At 54.9% G+C, this 20,607-nt stretch carries 20 protein-coding genes; 11 read left to right on the top strand and 9 right to left on the bottom strand.

Annotated features, from left to right (window positions below; genetic code table 11):
* The first annotated feature begins 237 nt into the window (after positions 1-237).
* From thrS to FY550_RS08485, 9 genes are all read left to right on the top strand, one after another.
* Positions 238-2,136 carry a threonine--tRNA ligase gene (gene thrS / locus FY550_RS08525; protein WP_070977527.1) on the top strand — a complete coding sequence of 633 codons (1,899 nt, stop codon included), beginning with the start codon at positions 238-240 and terminating at the stop codon, positions 2,134-2,136.
* A 33-nt stretch (positions 2,137-2,169) separates the two neighbouring features.
* Entirely contained in the window at positions 2,170-2,709 is a 540-nt protein-coding gene (gene infC / locus FY550_RS08520; RefSeq protein ID WP_084388009.1) for a translation initiation factor IF-3, read from the top strand.
* Positions 2,710-2,782: 73 nt separating this feature from the next.
* On the top strand, positions 2,783-2,977 hold the full coding sequence (rpmI, locus tag FY550_RS08515; RefSeq protein ID WP_070977525.1) for a 50S ribosomal protein L35: 195 nt from the start codon (positions 2,783-2,785) through the stop codon (positions 2,975-2,977).
* 36 nt (positions 2,978-3,013) lie between these two features.
* Positions 3,014-3,364 carry a 50S ribosomal protein L20 gene (gene rplT / locus FY550_RS08510; RefSeq protein WP_070977524.1) on the top strand — a complete coding sequence of 117 codons (351 nt, stop codon included), beginning with the start codon at positions 3,014-3,016 and terminating at the stop codon, positions 3,362-3,364.
* 179 nt (positions 3,365-3,543) lie between these two features.
* Positions 3,544-4,563 carry a phenylalanine--tRNA ligase subunit alpha gene (pheS, locus tag FY550_RS08505; RefSeq protein WP_070977523.1) on the top strand — a complete coding sequence of 340 codons (1,020 nt, stop codon included), beginning with the start codon at positions 3,544-3,546 and terminating at the stop codon, positions 4,561-4,563.
* 45 nt (positions 4,564-4,608) lie between these two features.
* Positions 4,609-7,008 (top strand): phenylalanine--tRNA ligase subunit beta, encoded by a 2,400-nt coding sequence (gene pheT / locus FY550_RS08500; protein WP_070977522.1) that lies wholly within the window; start codon positions 4,609-4,611, stop codon positions 7,006-7,008.
* Between the two features lie 16 nt (positions 7,009-7,024).
* On the top strand, positions 7,025-7,354 hold the full coding sequence (locus FY550_RS08495; RefSeq protein WP_070977521.1) for an integration host factor subunit alpha: 330 nt from the start codon (positions 7,025-7,027) through the stop codon (positions 7,352-7,354).
* Between the two features lie 135 nt (positions 7,355-7,489).
* Positions 7,490-7,951 (top strand): flavodoxin domain-containing protein, encoded by a 462-nt coding sequence (locus FY550_RS08490; RefSeq protein WP_149054475.1) that lies wholly within the window; start codon positions 7,490-7,492, stop codon positions 7,949-7,951.
* The gene (locus FY550_RS08485) at positions 7,948-8,346 is read left to right on the top strand and encodes a hypothetical protein (RefSeq protein ID WP_070977519.1); all 399 of its coding nucleotides are present in this window, start codon (positions 7,948-7,950) and stop codon (positions 8,344-8,346) included. Before FY550_RS08490 ends, FY550_RS08485 begins: the two co-directional genes overlap by 4 nt.
* Before the next feature lie 30 nt (positions 8,347-8,376).
* On the opposite strand, the gene ppnN is transcribed toward FY550_RS08485, so the two are convergent.
* Both ppnN and FY550_RS08475 read right to left on the bottom strand, forming a co-directional pair.
* The gene (ppnN, locus tag FY550_RS08480; RefSeq protein WP_149054474.1) at positions 8,377-9,753 is read right to left on the bottom strand and encodes a nucleotide 5'-monophosphate nucleosidase PpnN; all 1,377 of its coding nucleotides are present in this window, start codon (positions 9,751-9,753) and stop codon (positions 8,377-8,379) included.
* Positions 9,754-9,824: 71 nt separating this feature from the next.
* Positions 9,825-10,133, bottom strand: a complete 309-nt coding sequence (locus FY550_RS08475; RefSeq protein ID WP_070977518.1) for a YfcL family protein — start codon at positions 10,131-10,133, stop codon at positions 9,825-9,827.
* Between the two features lie 177 nt (positions 10,134-10,310).
* Between FY550_RS08475 and FY550_RS08470 the strand changes: the two genes are divergently transcribed.
* Positions 10,311-11,231 carry a LysR family transcriptional regulator gene (locus tag FY550_RS08470; RefSeq protein WP_070977517.1) on the top strand — a complete coding sequence of 307 codons (921 nt, stop codon included), beginning with the start codon at positions 10,311-10,313 and terminating at the stop codon, positions 11,229-11,231.
* Here the strand turns inward: FY550_RS08470 and FY550_RS08465 are convergent.
* The 3 genes from FY550_RS08465 to gcvH all read right to left on the bottom strand — a co-directional run bounded on the left by FY550_RS08465 (position 11,198) and on the right by gcvH (position 15,211).
* A complete protein-coding gene (locus FY550_RS08465; RefSeq protein ID WP_149054473.1) occupies positions 11,198-11,800 on the bottom strand; it encodes a 2'-5' RNA ligase family protein in 603 nt (200 codons plus the stop codon). The genes FY550_RS08470 and FY550_RS08465 overlap by 34 nt on opposite strands.
* Positions 11,784-14,675 carry an aminomethyl-transferring glycine dehydrogenase gene (gcvP, locus tag FY550_RS08460; RefSeq protein WP_070977515.1) on the bottom strand — a complete coding sequence of 964 codons (2,892 nt, stop codon included), beginning with the start codon at positions 14,673-14,675 and terminating at the stop codon, positions 11,784-11,786. Before gcvP ends, FY550_RS08465 begins: the two co-directional genes overlap by 17 nt.
* Before the next feature lie 140 nt (positions 14,676-14,815).
* Entirely contained in the window at positions 14,816-15,211 is a 396-nt protein-coding gene (gene gcvH, locus FY550_RS08455; protein WP_070977514.1) for a glycine cleavage system protein GcvH, read from the bottom strand.
* Between the two features lie 414 nt (positions 15,212-15,625).
* On the opposite strand from gcvH, the gene gcvT reads away from it, so the two are divergent.
* Positions 15,626-16,744 carry a glycine cleavage system aminomethyltransferase GcvT gene (gene gcvT / locus FY550_RS08450; RefSeq protein ID WP_070977513.1) on the top strand — a complete coding sequence of 373 codons (1,119 nt, stop codon included), beginning with the start codon at positions 15,626-15,628 and terminating at the stop codon, positions 16,742-16,744.
* A 76-nt stretch (positions 16,745-16,820) separates the two neighbouring features.
* Here the strand turns inward: gcvT and FY550_RS08445 are convergent, their stop codons facing one another.
* From FY550_RS08445 to FY550_RS08430, 4 genes are all read right to left on the bottom strand, one after another.
* Complete coding sequence (locus FY550_RS08445) at positions 16,821-17,399, bottom strand: phosphatase PAP2 family protein (RefSeq protein WP_070977512.1); 579 nt, start codon at positions 17,397-17,399, stop codon at positions 16,821-16,823.
* Positions 17,368-18,627, bottom strand: a complete 1,260-nt coding sequence (locus tag FY550_RS08440; protein ID WP_233350183.1) for a glycosyltransferase family 4 protein — start codon at positions 18,625-18,627, stop codon at positions 17,368-17,370. The genes FY550_RS08445 and FY550_RS08440 overlap by 32 nt, the downstream gene beginning before the upstream one ends.
* Positions 18,628-18,704: 77 nt before the next feature.
* Positions 18,705-19,532, bottom strand: a complete 828-nt coding sequence (locus FY550_RS08435; protein WP_084388008.1) for a LysM peptidoglycan-binding domain-containing protein — start codon at positions 19,530-19,532, stop codon at positions 18,705-18,707.
* Positions 19,533-19,540: 8 nt separating this feature from the next.
* Positions 19,541-20,413, bottom strand: a complete 873-nt coding sequence (locus FY550_RS08430; protein ID WP_070977510.1) for an acyltransferase — start codon at positions 20,411-20,413, stop codon at positions 19,541-19,543.
* Positions 20,414-20,607 lie beyond the last annotated feature (194 nt).

Here is a 20,607-nt window from a genome sequence, read left to right as displayed (position 1 = left end):
GCCCGTTTGATCAGAGAGCGCCTTTGGGCGCTCTCTTTTTTTATATGAAGCGCCTGTAGCCGGCAACAGCATCAAGCGGTTGTAGCTGGACGCCGGTGCGCGTCACTGGTAACGTTTTCAGCCGTTTATTGCTCAGGATGGATTTTTCCGAGCATTGAATTATCTTTGCCCAGTATTTGATCAGCCCTTCAAGTGGCCCTTGGTAGGTGGTCACCACTGAATAATCGAGGAAGTTCCATGCCCGTCATTTCGCTACCCGACGGTAGTCAACGTCAATTCGATCATCCTGTTTCCATTATGGAAATTGCACAATCCATCGGGACTGGACTCGCAAAGGCTGCAGTAGCCGGACGGGTCGATGGAGTGTTGGTGGATACGGCCGATACACTCAGTCAGGATGCTTCGGTTGAAATAGTCACTGTTCGCGAAGACGATGGTTTGGATATCGTGCGTCATTCCTGTGCGCATTTGCTCGGACATGCTGTCAAGCAACTTTATCCGGAAGCCAAAATGGCTATTGGCCCGGTTATTGAAGATGGGTTCTATTACGATATCGATTTCGGTCATTCCGTGACCCCGGATGATCTCGAAAAGATTGAAGCTCGCATGAAAGAGCTTATTGACCAGGACTATGAAGTTCGACGTGAGTACGTTGATCGTGATCAGGCACTGGCGACCTTTAGCGAGCGCAATGAGCCGTATAAGCAGGAGATTGTGCGCGATATCCCGCCGGGCGAAACCATTCGGCTTTATCATCATCAGGAATACATTGATATGTGTCGGGGGCCTCATGTGCCGAATACCCGCCATCTCAAGGTCTTTCGTCTGATGAAACTGGCTGGTGCCTATTGGCGTGGTGATTCCGAGCGTCCCATGCTGACTCGTATTTATGGCACGGCCTGGGCGGATAAAAAGCAATTGAACGCCTACATCCGTCGTATTGAAGAAGCCGAGAAACGAGATCATAGAAAGCTGGCACGCAAGCTCGACCTCTTCCATACGCAGGAAGAAGCGCCCGGCATGGTGTTCTGGCATCCACTCGGCTGGACGCTTTGGCAGGTAATCGAACAGTACATGCGGGGTGTCTATAGAGCTGGTGGCTACCAGGAGATCCGTTGTCCGCAGGTCATGGATGTTTCTCTATGGAAAAAGTCCGGACACTGGGATAACTATGCCGAGAACATGTTTTTCACGGAATCGGAGAAGCGGGAATATGCGCTCAAGCCGATGAATTGTCCGGGCCATGTTCAGGTGTTCAATTCAGGTCTGCGCAGTTATCGCGAACTGCCGGTGCGCTATGGTGAGTTCGGTGGTTGCCATCGCAATGAGCCTTCGGGTGCGCTTCATGGCATCATGCGGGTGCGTGCCTTTACCCAGGATGATGGTCATGTCTTCTGCACAGAAGAGCAGGTGGAGCCGGAGGTTACCGCTTTTCACCAGCAGGCACTGAAGGTCTATAGTGACTTCGGGTTCCATGATATCGCGGTCAAGATTGCCTTGAGGCCCGAAAAACGGCTGGGTGAAGATGCCGAATGGGATCGTGCCGAGCAGGCTCTGCGTGGCGCTTTGGCCAGTCATGATGTCGAATGGGAAGAGCTGCCAGGCGAAGGCGCTTTTTACGGCCCCAAGATCGAATATCACATGAAGGATTGTCTGGGCCGTGAATGGCAGGTGGGCACCATGCAGGTGGATTTCATGATGCCTTCCCGCTTGGGCGCCCAGTACGTGGCAGAAGATGGCAGTCGACATACTCCGGTTATGCTGCATCGTGCTATTGTTGGCTCCATGGAGCGCTTTATTGGTATCCTGATTGAGCATTATGCCGGGGCGATGCCACCTTGGCTTGCGCCGGTTCAGGCCATGGTCATGACCATCACGGATGCCCAGGCCGAGTATGCCGCAAGTCTGACTGAACAGCTGCAACAGGCTGGACTACGTGTCAAGTCGGACTTGAGGAACGAAAAAATCGGTTTTAAAATCCGTGAACATACCCTGCAGAAAATTCCTTATCTGCTGGTGGTCGGAGATAAGGAAATTGAAAGCGGCAGCGTTGCCGTCCGGACGCGGTCGGGTGAAGATCTGGGATCGATGCCTGTCCCCGCACTGATTGAGCGGCTGACCGCGGAGACCGGGTGAACGCAGTTTCATCTCAACGACGGAGACCTAACGATCAAGCGTAATAATCAGCGTGGACGGCCCCAGGACAAACGGGCCCCGATCAATGACCGTATTCGCGCCGACGAGGTTCGGCTCATCGATAATGAAGGTGAGCAGCTGGGCGTCGTATCTCTTGAAGATGCCCTGAATCGGGCAGCTGAGGCAGATCTGGATCTTGTTCAGATCTCCAACGCCGATCCGATCGTCTGCAAGATCATGGATTACGGTAAGTACCTTTTCGAGCAGAAAAAACAGAAGGCTGCTCAGAAGAAGAAGCAAAAACAAATTCAGGTCAAGGAAGTCAAATTCCGGCCTGGCACAGATGAGGGCGATTATCAGGTCAAGATGAAAAACCTGATTCGCTTTCTCGAGGACGGTGACAAGGGCAAGGTCACGCTGCGTTTTCGCGGTCGTGAAATGGCCCACCAGGAAATCGGTCGCCGGCTTATGGAGCGCATTGAAAATGATCTCCAGGAGCTGGCTACCGTGGAGTCCCGTCCGAAAATGGAGGGCCGTCAGATGATCATGATGCTGGCCCCTCGGAAAAAGTGATCCGCTGGCAGTTTAACGGGTGTCTATGGGCATCGGCCTCGGGTTTTCTAAAGAAATCGTGCGGAGTTATCTCATGCCGAAAATCAAGAGCAACAGTGGTGCGGCCAAGCGTTTCCGTCGCACTGCCAATGGCTTCAAACACAAGCAGTCATATCGAAGCCATATCCTGACCAAAAAATCCACCAAACGTAAGCGTCATCTGCGCGGCATGAAGCAGATTCATGAAGCCGATCGGCAGCTGATCAATCGTATGCTGCCTTATATCTGACCCTTACCGGATTTTTCTTTAGTCAGGAGTTGAACTATGCCTCGCGTTAAACGTGGTGTCGTCGCACGCCGCCGTCACAAAAAGATACTCAAGCAGGCCCGCGGTTATTATGGCGCCCGCTCTCGCACTTTCCGCGTTGCCAAACAGGCGGTTATCAAGGCTGGCCAGTATGCCTATCGTGACCGCCGTCAGCGCAAGCGTCAGTTTCGTGCGCTCTGGATTGCACGTATCAATGCTGCTGCTCGCGCCAATGGCATGTCTTACAGCCGTTTCGTTGCGGGCATGAAAAAAGCCGGCATCGAAATCGACCGTAAAGTGCTTGCTGACCTGGCTGTGCATGAAAAAGCGGCATTTACTGCTATTGTCGAAAAGGCAAAAGCAGCCTGATGGTCGCCTTGAACGGATCTTCGTGATCCGATAGCCCATACGGGCTGCAGGGGAAGAGTCAAAACTCTTCCCTTGTTTTTTATGGACGCCCTGAAGATGATCGGGCAGCTTGCCGAGCGCTGAGGTGAAGTTCTCACTCGGGCATCATCGGATCCGAGCGCAAAACATGGAGCAAAGGGATGGAGCACCTATCCTCGCTGGTGGCAAAGGCACGCGCGGCGATCGAGGCCGCCGAGGATCTGGCTACACTTGATGATATTCGAGTGCGCTATCTGGGCAAGAAGGGTGAACTGACTGCGCTACTCAAGGGACTGGGAAAGTTGCCCCCTGAAGAGCGCCCCCAGGCTGGAGAAGCGATCAACCAGGCCAAGCAGACCCTGGGAAGCGAGCTCGAGGCGCGCCGTGAAAGGTTGAACGCTGAAGCCATGGAGGCTCGTCTGGAAGCCGAACGGCTCGATGTCACACTTCCGGGTCGGAAAAGTGTTTCCGGAGGACTGCATCCGGTTACGCGCACTCTGCAGCGTATCGAGCGATTATTTGCAGAAATAGGTTTCGATGTCGCCGAAGGGCCGGAAATCGAAGACGACTATCATAACTTCGAAGCCCTGAATATCCCGGCACACCATCCTGCGCGGGCCATGCACGATACCTTCTATTTCGATGCTCGCCATCTGTTACGAACCCATACCTCGCCGGTACAGATCCGAACAATGACCGAGCAGACACCACCGGTGCGTATTGTCTGTCCTGGCCGGGTCTATCGACATGATTCCGATCTGACGCATAGTCCCATGTTTCATCAGGTGGAAGGCCTGGTAGTGGATGAAGGCATCAGCTTCAGTGATCTCAAGGGGACGATCGAAGCTTTTCTCAAGGCCTTCTTCGAACGCGATCAGCTGGATGTGCGATTTCGGCCTTCCTATTTTCCTTTTACCGAGCCTTCAGCCGAGGTCGATATTCAGTGTGTAATGTGCAGCGGCCATGGTTGTCGTGTTTGCTCTCACACCGGATGGCTTGAGGTCATGGGGTGCGGCATGGTGCATCCCAATGTATTTGGTCACGTTAATATCGATGCCGGCCGTTATAGTGGTTTTGCTTTCGGCATGGGGGCCGAACGGCTGGCGATGTTGCGTTATGCCGTCAACGACTTACGCCTGTTCTTCGACAATGATCTGCGTTTCCTGCGTCAGTTCGGCTGATTGATGCAGTCGTCAGCGTCATAGTTACCGGTTTAGCGAGGCAAGATGAAAGTTTCACAGCAGTGGCTGCGTCAGTGGCTCCCTCTGACGCTGGACGCCCAGGCAATGGCTGATCAGCTCACCATGGCTGGCCTGGAAGTGGACAGTATTGAACAGGTTGCTGGTGCGTTCAGTGGCGTAGTTGTGGCACAAGTGGTATCGATTCAGCCTCATCCTGATGCCAATCGACTCAGTGTTTGCCAGGTGGATATCGGTGCTGCCGAGAATCTGCAGGTTGTTTGCGGTGCACCGAACGTAGCGGTAAACCAGAAAGTGGCATTTGCCCGCACCGGCGCGGTATTGCCCGGTGATTTCCGTATCAGCCGGACTACCCTGCGTGGGGTGGAGTCGAATGGCATGATTTGTGCCGAGTCCGAGCTGGGATTGGTCGACGAGAAATCCCCGGGGATATGGGTGCTGCCTTCCGATGCGCCAGTGGGGGAGGACCTGCGCAGCTGGTTGCAGCTTGATGATGCCATGGTCGACATTGATCTGACGCCCAATCGGGGGGATTGTCTGAGTGTCGCGGGTCTTGCACGTGAGCTGGGGGTGCTCAACCGTCAGGCAGTGAGCTTCCCTGAAATTTCCGATGTGCCCGCTGAGACTTCTACGGCCTTTGATGTCAGTGTCTCCGCTTCCCGTGCCTGCCCGCGCTATGCGGCCCGAGTCATCGAGCATATTGATGTAACGGCGGAAACACCGCTGTGGATGAAGGAACGCTTGCGGCGTAGTGGCGTTCGCTCGATTGATCCCGTGGTTGATGTAACCAACTACGTCATGCTTGAGCTTGGCCAGCCGATGCATGCGTTCGATCTTGATCAGCTTGATCAGCACATCGATGTGCGCATGGCGCAGGCGGGTGAAGAACTGACCCTTCTGGATGGGCAAACGATTGAGCTGCATGAAGAGACACTGCTGATTACCGATGCGAGTGGTCCGATTGCCATTGCAGGGATCATGGGAGGTGAGCGCTCGGGTGTTGGCCGCCAGACTCGTCATGTGGTACTGGAGTCGGCGTTTTTTGCTCCGCTCAGTGTTGCCGGTCGAGCACGCTCCTATGGTCTTCATACGGATGCGTCGCATCGCTTTGAGCGTGGCGTCGATCCGGCATTGCAATTGCTGGCTCTAGAGCGCGCTACTCGTTTGTTGATGGATATCTGTGGTGGACAACCCGGCCCGGTTGTTGAAATCGCAAGCCCTGATTACCTGCCAACCACTCAGCAGGTGACGCTCGATAGCGCTCGCGTGACCCGGCTGCTGGGCAGCCCTCTGGGAAACGATGAAATCGTTGATATCCTGACCCGTCTTGGCATGTCACTGAATGAGCTGATGAATGGTCATTGGCAGGTGGAAGTGCCCAGCTGGCGTTTTGATATCAGCCAGGATGTGGATCTCATTGAAGAATTGGCACGCGTTCATGGCTACAATCGCTTCTCTTCACGTGCCCCTCAGGCGCGAATGGTGCCGAAGCGACTGCACGAAGAGCGGCTGCCACTGGATCGATTGCGTCATCATCTGGTAGCTGCCGGTTATCAGGAAGCCATTACCTACAGTTTCATCTCCCGCGAGCAGCAGGCGCTACTCACCCCGGATACTCAGGCCCCTGAACTGGCCAACCCGATATCATCGGATATGGCGGTCATGCGTTCGAGTCTATGGCCCGGATTGCTACGCGCCATTCAGCATAATCTCAATCGCCAACAAACACGCGTCCGACTCTTCGAGATCGGTCAGGTTTTTCAGGGCGATATCGAGTCGCTGAAACAATATTCCACGCTGGCAGGTGCCATCTGTGGATCGCGCGAGTCGGAAGGGTGGTTGTCGGGCCGTGAGTCGGTGGACTTTTACGATCTCAAGGGAGATGTGGAGGCACTGATTTCTCTTGGCGGTCAGCCCTCGGCCTGGCGTTTCGAAGCGACTGAGCACCCCGTGCTGCATCCGGGGCAATCAGCGCAGATATTCTATCGAGAGCGGCCGGTAGGCTGGCTTGGGGCGCTTCATCCACGGATATGTGAAGAACTCGACATCAGGATGGGAGTATTCGTCTTCGAAGTTGAGCTCGAAGCCATCCGTCAGGCAGCCTTGCCGATGTTTTCTCCACTATCGCGTTATCCTGAGGTAAGGCGCGACCTGGCAATGATTGTCAGCGAGCATCTGCCGGTAGCAGAGCTGTTGGCGCTTGTACGTGAATATGGTGGTGAGCATCTGAGAGAGCTGCGCCTGTTTGACGTTTATCAGGGCGCCGGAGTAGAAACGGGGTACAAGAGCATTGCTCTGGGGTTGACCTGGCAGCATGCTTCGCGCACGCTCACTGATGAAGAAATCAACCACCTGGTTGATGCCATCGTCAACGAGGCATCCAATCGCTTCGGAGCTACCCTGCGAGGTCAGGGGGAAAGCGCCTGACAGGGAAAACATGAACATGAGCGCGTTGACCAAGGCGGAACTCGCCGAACATCTGCACGCCGAGCTTGGCTTCTCGAAACGGGAAGCCAAGCTGATGGTGGAGCGTTTCTTTGACGAGATTCGCAGTTGCCTGCGCGAAAACGAGCAGGTCAAGCTTTCAGGATTCGGTAACTTTGATCTGCGTGACAAGCGCGAACGCCCGGGACGCAATCCCAAAACAGGTGAAGAGATCCCCATTTCTGCTCGTCGGGTCGTTACATTTCGTCCCGGGCAGAAACTCAAGAATCGAATTGAGCATCACGATCATCAGCATTCGGATTCGACTGCCGATACCTCTTCGACTTAGCTCTTCAGGCAGATGACGCCAGAAAGCCTTTCCTGGCGCTGGCGTCTTGCCTTTGATTGTCCCTGCAAGTGCGACCCATGCATGGCGGCGTCATGATACGATGACGATTTGCGTTCAATAAGGAGCCGAATAGCTGTGCCCAGCATGCGTATTTTTGTGGCGACCGTTTATGGTGGCGCACTCGATGTTGCCGAACTATCACAACCCTTGTGTGAGCAAGCCGGATTTCAGGTCAATATTCTTGAAGAGCCTGAACTGGAAGATCTTGTGAATGCCCCGCCGGATATCGCTTTATTTTGTATCTCCACTACGGGGTCAGGGGATTTTCCGGGTAACTTCATGCGCTTTGCGGATAATATGGCGAATCAGCTGCCCGATCTGTCTCATCAGCGTTATGGGCTGATAGCGATGGGGGATAGCAGCTACGATACTTTTTGCGGCGCTGGTCGAAAGCTGGATAACGTGCTGCAGCAATGCGGTGCTCAGCGTATTGGAGAACGGCTGGAAATTGATGCCTCACGCACCCCCATGGCGGATGATGAGGCGCTGCCATGGATCGAGTCCTGGCTGCCCATTGCTCGGGAAAGCCTGCAGTGAGCCAATCCGGACTGCGTGAACGGCTTTCGGCCGAGCGCGTATCATCGTTGATTGGGCTGTTGCTGGTGATGCTTTCAGCCATGCCTGGTTATTGGCTACTGGGCGACCACGAACGCCTGATGCTGGCCATCAGTTTATGCGTGGGTGCTGCGATGCTTTCTCTGCTGCTTTTATGGCGAATGAGTTCGGCTCAGCGTCAACGGCTTTGGCGGCTGGGGATGCAACTGATGCTTTGCTTTGTGATCGGCTGCGCCATCATGAGCATCTGGAGCGAGCTGAGCGCCGATATTCGACAGTTGCCTCGTTGGGCAACCATGCTACCCGCCGGTACCACAACAGGGCTGTTGCTGCATGTCGTGATATGCTGGTGGCGACTGCCTCGGGATGAGGCCTGAGGCAGCCGCACGATTTCGTTTATTAGCGCATCAATGCGAGGCCAGAGTGTAACAGGGCTCGTACTCGCTTCCCGGTAGTTTCATTCTCTTTTGTGCCACGAAAGACTTCAGCAATTCATCCAGGTGCTGCATCAATCCTGCTTCGGCGTTCAACTGAAAGGGACCATTCTGCTCGATGGCGCGAATGCCGAATTCCTTGACGTTGCCAGCCACGATACCTGAAAATGCTCGGCGCAGATTGGCGGCCAGTTCATGAGTGCCCTGGTCGGGATGCAGATGCAGTCCGGCCATGCTTTCATGGGTTGGTGTGAATGGCATCTGGAAATCATCGGGGATTGTCAGACGCCAATTGAAATAGAAGGCATCCTGATTATCCCGTCGGAAGTCGGATACTTCATCAACACCCTTGAGCATGGCGCGAGCCACTTCGACCGGATCATCAATGATGATGCGATACCGGTGACGTGCTTCCTCGCCCAGCGTGTAAGCAATGAACTCATCGATACGACGGAAATAGTCAGCGCTGGATGCCGGGCCGGTGAGAATGACCGGGAAGGGAATATCGGCATTGGCGGGATGAAGCAGTACGCCGAGTAAATAAAGAATTTCCTCGGCAGTACCGGCGCCGCCCGGAAAGACAATGATGCCGTGTCCCAAACGAATAAATGCCTCAAGCCGTTTTTCAATGTCCGGCATGATTACCAGCTCATTGACGATCGGGTTGGGAGACTCGGCAGCAATGATTCCGGGCTCGGAAATACCCAGATAACGGCTGTCACGTCGGCGCTGTTTGGCATGTGCGACATTGGCCCCTTTCATTGGCCCTTTCATGGCGCCCGGGCCACAGCCCGTACAAATATCCAGATCGCGCAATCCCAGGTGATAGCCGACAAACTTGCTGTAGTCGTACTCCTCTCGCGAGATGGAGTGTCCGCCCCAGCAGACAATCAGGCTTGGTTCCCGAGAGGGTTTCATGACGCCGGCATTGCGAAGGATGTGAAAAACGGCGTTGGTAATACCTTCCGGCGAGTGCAGGTCGAAACGGTGCTGCTGTTCGATTTCATTGGATACATAGACGATATCGCGCAACACCGAAGAGAGCAGCTCACGAATACCGCGGATCATACGCCCATCCACGAAAGCCTGGGCCGGGGCATTGGTCAGCTTGAGCCGCACGCCGCGGTCCTGCTGAACGACCTCGATATCGAAATCATGGTAGGTCTCCAGCACACTCCGGCTGTCGTCGGTACTGCCGCCATAATTGAGTATGGCCAGCGCGCAACGACGCAAAACGTCATGAATGCCCTGGCGAGAGGTATCACGCAGACGATTGACTTCGTGCTGTGATAGCACCTCCAGACTGCCTTCCGGCGCAATGGTGGTTGAAAGCTTTTCGGGGTAGTTCATGACTCTGTTTCTGTCCTTGTGGCCGTGCAAACTCCCCTGAGGTCACTTTGCGCGGTATGAGTATGGGGTTGTCACTGGTCCCGGGCTTCAGTGGCGTTATGGGTGCGACTCAACGCCTGTTGCCAGAGTTGCCTGGTACGATGACGATCCGACTGATCCATTCCATCCTGATCAAAAGCGACTTCCAGCCAATCCTGATATGTCTGATCAAAGTCTTCTGTTTCGACATTATCAGGATCGTATTCGGCCATCTCCAATACCAGTTCAAGCTGTGGAATCATGTAGCCGATCGAGAAAAGATCCTCGTCGCCAGCTTCCTGCTCCATTGTCAGCAGTGTGCTTTTCAGTTCATAGGCTCGTGCGACGAACGGGTCCTGCATGATCGGGCACCTTGTGTTTTGTCGATTACTCCTGATGCTAACATGCGTAGCAACGAAGCTCATGCGGTGCGGCTTCGAGTCTGTTATGATGCAAATCTTACCTTTCCTTGATATAGGACGATTCGCATCGTGCGGTTGCTGCCCTGGCGCAACCTGTCGAGTGATACTTGAGCGCCGATGTTCAACGCCCAGTACTTCAGAACCTTCATTACGCTGGTGGAAACCGGTAGCTTTACGCATACCGCGCGCAAGCTGGAAATGACCCAGCCCGGCGTTAGCCAGCACATCCGCAAGCTTGAGCAATATCTTGGGCGAACGTTGCTGCGTCGCCATGGCCGTCGCTTTACTCTGACTGAAGCCGGCAGACGCAGTTACGATTATGCCATTCGTCTGTTTGCCGAGCATGAGCAGTTTCGTCATTCACTTGATGATGAATCGCTTGATACCGGAGATTGCCGCATGGCCAGTCCGGCCAGTATCGGACTGATTTTTTATCCGTTTGCGCTCGGATATCAGCAGATCCATGCAGGGCTGACCATCAGCTATAATTTTGCCTTCAACGATGAGATCGTTCAGGACGTGCTTGCGGGGCGTTGTGATGTAGGCATTGTGACGTCGTTATCCCGGCATCCGGACCTTTCATTCGAGCTCTGGCATCATGAACCGCTTTGCCTGGTGGTCCCTGCTGATTTTCGCGGCAATTCTCTCAATGAGCTGATGGCGCTCGGGTTCGTCAACTATGCCGATGGTGTGCATAACGCCAGTCAATTGCTGCGGGAAAATTACGCTGGCGAATTCCGCTCGATCAGCCATTTTCCCCAGAAGGGGTATACCAATGATGTCGGCGTGGTACTGGATGCGGTTGCCCGGGGGCTCGGATTCACGGTGGTGCCGCGCTCGGTATTGGAAACGTCTCCCTGGCAGCGTCAGGTCAGAGAGTTACCGTTGATTACTTCGGTGTATGAAGCGCTCTATCTTGTCACCCGACAGGGAAGCGAATTGCCACGCCGTTATGGGCAGTTGTTGGCTGATTTCCGCCAGGAACGCCGTAATGCGCTTTATGGCTATAGTGAAGCTCCGGCAACTGATAGCGATTGATAAATGCGACCTTCTCGTCGATCGTTGATACTTTCCAATAAGGCAATGCGGTCGAAATGACACTGTATGGCAAAGTTTCGCTGCGGCCATGACATGGGCTGACGACTGCGTGCCATGGTGATGTGGGGGCTGAACTCGTGCCGATCCTGAACCAGTTCGGCAATGTCGGAAAAACTCAACAGATGTTCCCGCCATGAGCCTGGGCTGGCTCCATGCTCTGTATCTTCTCCTGCCAGGGGCGCGAAAGTCACTGCCCAGATGCGCTCGGGCTGTTTGGCTTCGGGAAACCCCTGCATTGCCTGAGTCGTAAGCCGAACGCCCTGGAAATCTTCGAACAATCCGGGGCCGAGTTCGCTTAACGTCTGACGTTCTTCAACGCTGCATGCCCCCAGAAAGGCCAGAGTAATGTGCCAGTTTTCCGGAGCTATCCATCCTGTGCCCTGAAGGTCCTCCGAAACCCCGAAAGTAATAGCGCGACTGCGAAGACGTAACAGCGCCCGACGCGTGGATGCGTCGGGCAGTAGTGCCAGAAACAGACGGTGCTGTCCGGGTTCAGTCGCGATATTCATCAATACTCGGGCAGCTACAGATCAGGTTACGATCGCCATGGACGTTGTCTACCCGATTCACCGAGGGCCAGAACTTGGCCTGTTTGACGGCATTGCTGGGAAATGCAGCCAATTCCCGGCTGTAGGTATGAGGCCACTCTTCACTATAGAGATCCCTCTGCGTGTGTGGTGCATTAACCAGAGGATTGTTATCGCGCGGCCACTCTTCGTTTTCGATTCGACGAATCTCTTCTCGAATGGCGATCATGGCATCGCAGAAACGATCCAGTTCGAGCAGTGATTCGGACTCGGTCGGTTCCACCATCATTGTTCCGGCGACCGGGAAAGACATGGTAGGTGCATGGAAACCGTAGTCCATCAGGCGCTTGGCAATATCTTCCTCATCGATACTGCAGGCATTTTTGATCGGGCGGATATCGATGATGCACTCATGCGCTACCGTCCCTTTGTCACCGCGATAGAGAACCGGATAGTAATCCTGCAATCGCTCGGCGATATAATTGGCACCAAGGATGGCGACCTCACTGGCCTCCCTCAGCCCTCGTGCGCCCATCATGGTGATATACGCCCACGAGATCGGAAGAATCAACGCACTGCCATAGGCAGCAGCTGATACCGCTGTCCCGGGAGTGAACTGCTTTTGGCCACCATACACATGTCCTGGCAGGTATGGTGCCAAATGCGCCTTGACACCAATCGGCCCCATACCCGGGCCGCCGCCGCCATGAGGGATGCAGAAAGTCTTGTGCAGGTTGAGATGGGAAACATCGCCGCCATAGTCGCCAGGACGGCAGAGACCGGTCTGCGCATTCATATTGGCGCCATCGATGTAGACCTGTCCGCCCTGTTCATGAACGATGCGGCAGGCCTCCTGGATATCGGCTTCGAAGACGCCGTGAGTGGACGGGTAGGTCAGCATGATGGCGGAAATTCGATCGGAGTATTCTGCTGCCTTTCGACGCAGATCATCCATGTCAATATTGCCGCGGATGTCACACTCCACGACCACCACCTTCATTTGTGCCATGGCGGCTGAAGCGGGATTGGTGCCATGTGCTGAACCGGGGATCAGGCAGATATCCCGATGCCCTTCTCCCTGACTCTGCTGATAACGCCGAATGGCTACCAGTCCGGCATATTCACCCTGGGCCCCCGAGTTGGGTTGCATGGAGACGGTATCGTACCCGGTGATACTGGCCAACTGAGCAATAAGATCTTCAATCAGACGATGATAGCCTTCGACCTGATCCCGCGGTGCAAAGGGGTGGATTCGCGCACATTCCGGCCATGATAGCGGTGCCATCTCGGTGGTGGCATTAAGCTTCATGGTGCATGAACCCAGCGGAATCATCGCATGCGTCAGGGAAAGATCCCGGTTTTCCAGGCGCTTCAGGTAACGCAGCATTTCGGTTTCACTGCGATAGCGTTGGAAGACAGGGTGAGTCAGGTAATTACTCTGCCGCTGACAGGGAAGCGGAATGTGCGCTTCGCCAGTTTCGATGACTCGACGATCAAGAGCAGCAATATCGATCTCGCTATCATGACCGGACAGAATCCGGATCAATGCAGCGACATCCTCAGCCGTAGTGGTTTCATCGAGGCTGATACCAATGCGTCCGTCATCGTGATAGCGCAGGTTGCGATTATCGGCCACGGCCCTGGATTCAATGGTATTATGGTCCAGCCCGCTGAAAGTCAGAGTGTCGAAAAACCACTCGTTGTCGGGTCGAACACCCAGGGGTGCCAGGCCTTCGGTCAGCAGTGTGGTCAGGCGATGGATTCGACTGGCGATGGTGAATAGTCCTTCAGCACCATGATAAACCGCATAGAATCCTGCCAGATTGGCCAGCAGCGCCTGGGCAGTGCAGATGTTGGAGGTCGCCTTTTCACGACGGATATGCTGTTCGCGGGTCTGCATCGCCATGCGCAGGGCAACTTCGCCATGTCGATCACGCGAGACACCGATCACCCGTCCCGGAATAGAACGCTTGAGGTTGTTGGAAACGGCAAGATAGGCGGCATGTGGTCCACCGAACCCCATTGGAATGCCAAAACGCTGGGCAGAACCGAGTACGATGTCAGCGCCCATTTCACCGGGCGGTGTCAACAGTGTCAGCCCCAGCAGGTCAGCAGCGACTGCAACCATGGCGCCATTATGGCGAGCACTATCGATCAGTGGGTGCAGATCAATGATTCGGCCGTCATCTCCGGGATATTGAAGCAGGGCACCAAAGACCTGATAGTCGCCAACACGCTCGGCATCATCCACGATCAGCTCGATATCCTGCCAGCCGGCACGTGTACGTAGTACATCGAGGGTTTGCGGGAAAACATCACGTGCTACGAAAAAACGCCGGCTTTTTGCCTTGCGGTTGGCTCGCCGACATAGCGTCATGGCTTCTGCCGCTGCTGTCGCTTCGTCCAGCAGAGAGGCATTGGCCACACTCATGCCGGTAAGGTCCATGACCATCTGCTGAAAATTGAGCAATCCCTCCAGCCTTCCCTGGGCAATTTCCGGCTGGTAGGGAGTGTAGGCCGTATACCATCCCGGGTTTTCCAGCACATTGCGTGCAATTACCGCTGGCATGATGGTGTCGTAATAGCCGGCGCCGATATGACTGCGCGCGACGCGATTCTGACTCATCATGGCTCTGAGCTGCTCGAGCGTTTCCTGCTCACTCCGCGGGCCGGCCAGCGGCAGTTCACCCTTGAGCCGGATATCCGATGGGATAGTACGATCAATCAGGGAAGCGATACTGCTCTCGCCAAGCGTATCCAGCATGGTGGCGATGGCGCGAGTATCGGGTCCGATATGGCGACCGATAAAGGCATCCCGGTGATTCAGGTCAGTCAATGAACGAGCGTCAAAAGCCATGAAGTATCCTGTCTTCCGAGAGGAATGGCGCCGTGGCACCTGGTAGGATGAATGGCGTCCAATCCGCAATGGGCCGGGCGCCAGAATATCAAAACGAGGGAGGAGAGCAGCACCACTGACTCATGGGTGCTGCAGGGTATTCAGTCTTCGCTGTTCGCCAACAGCTCGCCATAGGCTTCACTGCTGAGCAGTTGCTCGAGTTCTGCGGTGTCACCAAGACGGAGTTTGATCAGCCAGGCATTGTCATAGGGGCTTTCATTGACGCTTTCTGGTGCATCCTCGAGAGCCTCGTTGATTTCAATGACTTCTCCACCCAGAGGCGCATAGAGGTCGGAAGCCGCCTTGACGGATTCGACCACGCCGAATTCTTCACCTGCTTGCAGTGTCCGCCCGAGCTCGGGCAGTTCAACGAACACTACATCGCCCAGTGACTGCTGGGCATGGTCGGTAATTCCAATGGTGGCAGTACCGTCCCCATTATCCTGAATCCACTCATGACTATCGGTATAGTGAAGATTGTCAGGGATCTGGCTCATGATGATGAATATCCTGTTATTGATCGAGCCCGCATCGACAGGAGCTGAGAACTCTCATGCGATGACGGAAGCCGCTAACGGTTTCTGGTGTCTGCGCCCCGGCAGGCGTGTCATGACCGCTCTTGTGAGCATTGCAAACCGGTGACGTCAGCGCAACGGCATCATGTCTTCTCATTCTTGAGTTTCCGATCGGAAACTTTTTGCCTATCGTAAGCACCTTCAGCGTTAACGAAAAGGGCTCGGATAAAAAAAACGCGCGGTTCTCATTCGGCGCATGTGGCGAGATAGCCTGTCATCGGTCATGCCCTGCAGAATGGAGTGCTGGAGCTGTAGCTCCCTGGCATGACCTGATCCGGTTATCTTCTTCATGTGCTTGTACACAGCGATTTCATTTCTGCCGGGAGGCTGGATTCCATGTCCGATGATCTACTGCATACCTCACTCTACGATCTGCATCAGCGGTCAGGGGCAAAATTTGTTCCTTTTGCCGGTTATGCGATGCCCGTGCAGTTTGCGATGGGTGTCAAGCGTGAACATGAGCATGTCCGCCAGCGATGTGGTCTGTTCGATGTTTCGCACATGGGGCAAATCCTGCTCCATGGCAACCAGGCGGCAATGGCCCTGGAGCAGATAGCGCCTATTGATGCACAAGGGCTGAAAACCGGACGACAGCGCTATGGTCTTTTCACCAATAACAATGGTGGGGTTCATGACGACTTCATGGCCGTCAATGCCGGTGATCATTTCTACCTGGTGGTCAATGCAGCGCGGCGTAGTGCCGACCTGGTGTTGCTGCAGACCGGACTGGGTGAAGATGTAGAGATCGAAGTCCTCGAAGACAGGGCTCTACTGGCGCTTCAGGGGCCCGAGGCGCGAACCGTTCTGAGTGAGCTTTGTCCTGAGGTGGGAGAGATGATTTTCATGGATCACCGAAGGGTTGAGATCGAAGGTGTTCCGACCTGGGTCAGTTGTTCGGGTTATACCGGAGAAGATGGCTATGAACTCTCGGTACCGAAGGAGCAGGCCGAAACGCTGGCACAACGTCTGCTGTCATTCGAATCCGTTGAGCCGATCGGGCTCGGAGCCCGTGATTCACTGCGTCTGGAAGCCGGGCTGTGTCTTTATGGGCATGATCTTGATGAAACAACGACTCCCGCGGATGCGAATCTGGGTTGGGCGATAGGCAAGGCTCGACGTCAGGGAGGGGAGCGTGAAGGGGGGTTCCCTGGCGCTGATGTCATTCTGACGCAACTGGCCAATCGTGATAGCCCGCGTCTGCGGGTGGGCCTGCAGGGTGAAACCCGCACCCCCGTACGTGAAGGGACGCTGCTGTATGATGAAGCTGATGTAGAAATTGGTCAGGTAACTTCCGGAACCTTTGGCCCCAGTGTTGGCGCACCCATTGCCATGGCCTATCTCGAGCGCGCGTGGACCGAGCGAAACCAGACTGTATATGCTGAAGTGCGTGGCAAGCGGCAACCGATGCAGGTATCTGCCATGCCTTTTATAAAGCCCCGCTATTATCGAGGCTGATTTATACCGTTATCTTTCGCGACAAATAAACTCATTTGTCATGCTTGTTATTCATATTGATCAGTGGAGGCGGGGGTCACCCCGCCTGAAGGGATAAAGGCAGCAGGGGAGTCAGCCAGGTAATGATCCCTACCCAGGCTTCAGCCAGCAGAAAACCGATCAGCGCTCCGGCAGCGACATCCGTCAGATAATGCAGGCCGAGAATCACCCGCGATAACATGACCAGAATGGCAAATGGCAGCACAATTATCAGTAGAATTGGCACATAGGTGGCAAATAGAGTGGTAAACATGACCGCATGCAGGGTATGCCCGCTGGGAAAGCTATAGCGGTCCAGTGGCGGCATGGTGCAGGGAATCTCGAAAGAGATATAAGGGCGCTCGCGGCATAGCCGATTCTTGACGAAACGGTAGAATAGCCCTCCCACCGCGGCAGAAAGCCCAAAACACACAGCCAGTAACCAGCCGTATAAGCCACGAAAGATGGGTACGGTAAAGCATAATGCGACCCAGGCAGGTGCATCTCCCAGACGACTGGCCAGCCGTAGCACTCTTAATAGTGGTCGGTAGGCGCCCAGACGAGCCAGCCGATTGCAGGCTTTCCATTCCAGCGTATCCAGCCGTTTAAATACCGGGTACACGCGCTCTTCTCGCATCGGTCACCTCCTGTGCCTGGGCTAGATATTCAATGAAGGTGTCGCCGATTCGGGGCCACTCCAGGGCCAATACCCGTTCGCGTGCCGCCTTCCCCATTTGTTCAACGAGTGCCATATCATTGCTGAGTGTCAGCGCAGCTGCGATGAAGGCATCCGGATCTCCAACGGGGGCCAGTTTGCCATCAAGGCCATCCTCGATAATTTCCCCTGCCGCCGCATAGTCGAAGGCTACCACAGCCAGACCACTGGCCATCGCTTCTGTCACGACATTGCCAAAAGTCTCTGATAGTGATGGAAACAGAAACATGTCGGCACTGGCATAATAGCGTGTCAGGGATTCTCCACGCTGAAAACCGGCAAAGATCGCCCATGGCAGTCGTTCTTCGAGCTGAGCGCGCAGGGGGCCATCACCTACCAGTACGGCGCGAAGTTCAGGGTGATGCTTACGTAATGTGTTGAGCGCTCGTTCAAGCAATTCGATGTTCTTTTCGGCGGCCAGGCGACCAACATGCATGACCACCGGGGTCTTGGGCGAAGCATTCCACTCATGGCGCAATACCTGACTGCGCTTGTCCGGACTGAACTGCTGACAGTCCAGACCACGACCGAGCACCTGAATATTGCCGTAACCCTGGTTTGTCAGAGTACATGCCTGACCCTGGGTAGGTACCAGGGTCATCAGGGTGCGGTTATGAAAGCGTTTTAGAAAAGGGCGCACCAGCGGCCGCAGCATCTGAAGCAGAATATAATAGCGGCTGTACTGATCGAAGTTCGTATGGTAGCCACTGATGACCGGAATCTTCAGGCGGCGTGCTACGCGCAGGGCGGCGAGACCCAGTGGCCCTTCGGTGGCAATATAGATGACATCGGGACGATGGGTTTTCCAGAAATGGCGCAGTTGCCTGGAGGCCGGCATGCCCATGCTGACCCCGTCGTAATCGGGAATTGGTATCGCCCGAACCTGCAGTTCCTCGCTCATCATGGGGGCCGTTGTATGGTCCTCGGGCCGGGGACGAACCAGCTGCACCCTGTAGCCCCTTTCAATCAGATGTTGTGAGAGATGATGCAGTGTATGCGTAACGCCATTGATTTCAGGCAGCCATGTTTCGCTGACGAAGGCGATACGTGCCCGGGAGCCGGGTTGATTGTCCGCACTCGATAATAACGGCTTGTCCATGACGACGGCACGACGCTCCTGTGACCGTTCGATGTTAGTACACGGATGCATGATATCGCATGTCACCCGAATGCGGCGCTGTCGTTAATGATGCCTGCTCTGTCATGCAGCAGATACCCGTGACGACATTATTTCAGTAGTCTTCTGGGATTGACGGGGCGACCGGCATGACGAATATCGAACAATAGATCGAAGCGCCCGGTACTGGCAGAGTTGGCGATATTGCATATCGGAGTGCCCGCCTGGACGCTGCTGCCTTCGTCGACCTTTAACTGACCACACTGGGCATAGACAGTCTGCAGGTTATGGGGGTGATGCACGATAACCACACCGCCCAGATGACGCATGGTGCCGGCAAACCTGACCGAGCCGCCGGATACTGCTCTGGCAGTACGGTCATTACCGGCTGCAATAATCATGGGCTGTAGTTGTCCCCTTTGGTCCGGACCAAAGTTACGTTTGACGGTACCACCCCGCAATGGCCAGGGCCAGTTGCCTACTCCGGAAGGGAGAGGCGCCGTACTTGGCCGGGCAGGTGCGGGTCGAGCAGGACGTAGCTTGCTACCGGCTGCTGAAGCGCCGCCCACAGGCACCGTAATCACCCGTCCGATGACGAGGTGACGCTCATTCAATCCGGAATTGGCATTTTGAATACGGTTGACGTTGCTACCGAGTTGTCTGGCAATACCGGCAAGTGTATCTCCCGGACGAATGCGATAGCGATAGCGGCCATTTCCCGGAGCACGTTCACTATGGTTGGGAAGCAGCAGTTGCTGACCCACTTCAAGATGACGTGAATCGGCATTTGGATTAAACCGCTGCAGACGCAGTAGCGGAATGCCGGCTTCCCGTGCAATACCGGAGAGCGTGTCGCCGCGATGAACCGTGACCCAACCCGGACGGCTGGAAGAATAGGGTCCTGCCAGACCGGCACAACCTGAAAGCAGCAACAGCATGCTCAGTATCAGAACTCTTGAGAAGATAACTGTTGATCCTTTTCCTGCCAGACTGTGTTGACCCATGCCTGAAAGCGTTCCCGGTAAATCGCGTCACTGGAATAATTGCCTTCATGCATCCATGAAGGGATATCAAGATGGCGAACATTCATACTGATGGTGCCAGTGCGTCCGCATAGAAAAGCACCGAATCCGGATTGGCCGGCACGGTAGTCCAGCGTGATATCGATGATACCGGCCAGTCGATCTCCAAGCAGATCCACGACCTGTGCGCAGCCGCCGGCGCGTGGTCGCAGTAAATGTTGATAGGGGCTTTGTTGGCGCCGGTGCTTCTCAGGTGTGAAGCGTGTTCCTTCGAGAAAATTGTAAATGGCCATTGGACGTTGCCGAGCATTGGCGCACATGCGACGAGTCGCTTGCTGATCGCGCTGGGCCAGGCCCGGGTCGCGTTCAAGCTGTTCGCGTGAATAGCGTCTGACGAACGGGAATTCGAGTGCCCACCATGCCAGCCCCATGATGGGAAGCCAAAGCAGCTCGCGTTTGATAAAGAAACGTGGCGTAGGCAAGCGGCCGGCAAGAGCGTACTGCAGAATAAAGATATCGGTCCAGCTGCGGTGATTGGCCATGACCAGCCACCACTGATCAGGTGATAGAGAATTCGGTAATGTGAACCTGATGTCCGGCTTCAGCCAGTAGCGTATCCAGAGATTGTTGGTCGCAATCCACCCATTGGCGAGCCATTCCAGCGCATCAAGCAGGTGGCGCCTCAGCCAGACAGAGGGCAGTAGCTTGAACAGCGCCAGCACGATCACCGGGGGGCACCATAGCAGGGTATTCAGTGTCAGCAGAAGTACGCTGACAGCACCTTTGATGAGCGACATTGATGTTTCGCATCAATAGATTACAAGAATGACGAGGCTTCGCCAGAGTATTCCGAACAGTGTTCATCGTAATGGAACAGTTCCTGACTGCCCAGTCCTGGAGGTGATTTGCGCTCAGCCCCTGTTCATTGAGCCGTTCGCCACTACAATAAGCGCCGTCATGAAATGACTCATCACCCCGTTTATCCGGGCTG

It is taken from the genome of Kushneria phosphatilytica, assembly GCF_008247605.1.
Taxonomy (GTDB): Bacteria; Pseudomonadota; Gammaproteobacteria; order Pseudomonadales; family Halomonadaceae; genus Kushneria; species Kushneria phosphatilytica.
The sequence above is the reverse complement of the archived record's forward strand: the minus strand, read 5'-3'. Positions and strand labels throughout refer to the sequence as shown.

Excerpts from the sequence above, each read along its gene's own strand:
- thrS (WP_070977527.1), top strand. The coding sequence starts at position 238 with ATGCCCGTCATTTCGCTACCCGACGGTAGTCAACGTCAATTCGATCAT.
- rpmI (WP_070977525.1), top strand. The coding sequence starts at position 2,783 with ATGCCGAAAATCAAGAGCAACAGTGGTGCGGCCAAGCGTTTCCGTCGC.
- rplT (WP_070977524.1), top strand. The coding sequence starts at position 3,014 with ATGCCTCGCGTTAAACGTGGTGTCGTCGCACGCCGCCGTCACAAAAAG.
- pheS (WP_070977523.1), top strand. The coding sequence starts at position 3,544 with ATGGAGCACCTATCCTCGCTGGTGGCAAAGGCACGCGCGGCGATCGAG.
- pheT (WP_070977522.1), top strand. The coding sequence starts at position 4,609 with ATGAAAGTTTCACAGCAGTGGCTGCGTCAGTGGCTCCCTCTGACGCTG.
- FY550_RS08495 (WP_070977521.1), top strand. The coding sequence starts at position 7,025 with ATGAGCGCGTTGACCAAGGCGGAACTCGCCGAACATCTGCACGCCGAG.
- ppnN (WP_149054474.1), bottom strand. The coding sequence starts at position 9,753 with ATGAACTACCCCGAAAAGCTTTCAACCACCATTGCGCCGGAAGGCAGT.
- FY550_RS08475 (WP_070977518.1), bottom strand. The coding sequence starts at position 10,133 with ATGCAGGACCCGTTCGTCGCACGAGCCTATGAACTGAAAAGCACACTG.
- FY550_RS08470 (WP_070977517.1), top strand. The coding sequence starts at position 10,311 with ATGTTCAACGCCCAGTACTTCAGAACCTTCATTACGCTGGTGGAAACC.
- FY550_RS08465 (WP_149054473.1), bottom strand. The coding sequence starts at position 11,800 with ATGAATATCGCGACTGAACCCGGACAGCACCGTCTGTTTCTGGCACTA.
- gcvP (WP_070977515.1), bottom strand. The coding sequence starts at position 14,675 with ATGGCTTTTGACGCTCGTTCATTGACTGACCTGAATCACCGGGATGCC.
- gcvH (WP_070977514.1), bottom strand. The coding sequence starts at position 15,211 with ATGAGCCAGATCCCTGACAATCTTCACTATACCGATAGTCATGAGTGG.
- gcvT (WP_070977513.1), top strand. The coding sequence starts at position 15,626 with ATGTCCGATGATCTACTGCATACCTCACTCTACGATCTGCATCAGCGG.
- FY550_RS08445 (WP_070977512.1), bottom strand. The coding sequence starts at position 17,399 with ATGCGAGAAGAGCGCGTGTACCCGGTATTTAAACGGCTGGATACGCTG.
- FY550_RS08440 (WP_233350183.1), bottom strand. The coding sequence starts at position 18,627 with ATGCATCCGTGTACTAACATCGAACGGTCACAGGAGCGTCGTGCCGTC.
- FY550_RS08435 (WP_084388008.1), bottom strand. The coding sequence starts at position 19,532 with ATGCTGTTGCTGCTTTCAGGTTGTGCCGGTCTGGCAGGACCCTATTCT.
- FY550_RS08430 (WP_070977510.1), bottom strand. The coding sequence starts at position 20,413 with ATGTCGCTCATCAAAGGTGCTGTCAGCGTACTTCTGCTGACACTGAAT.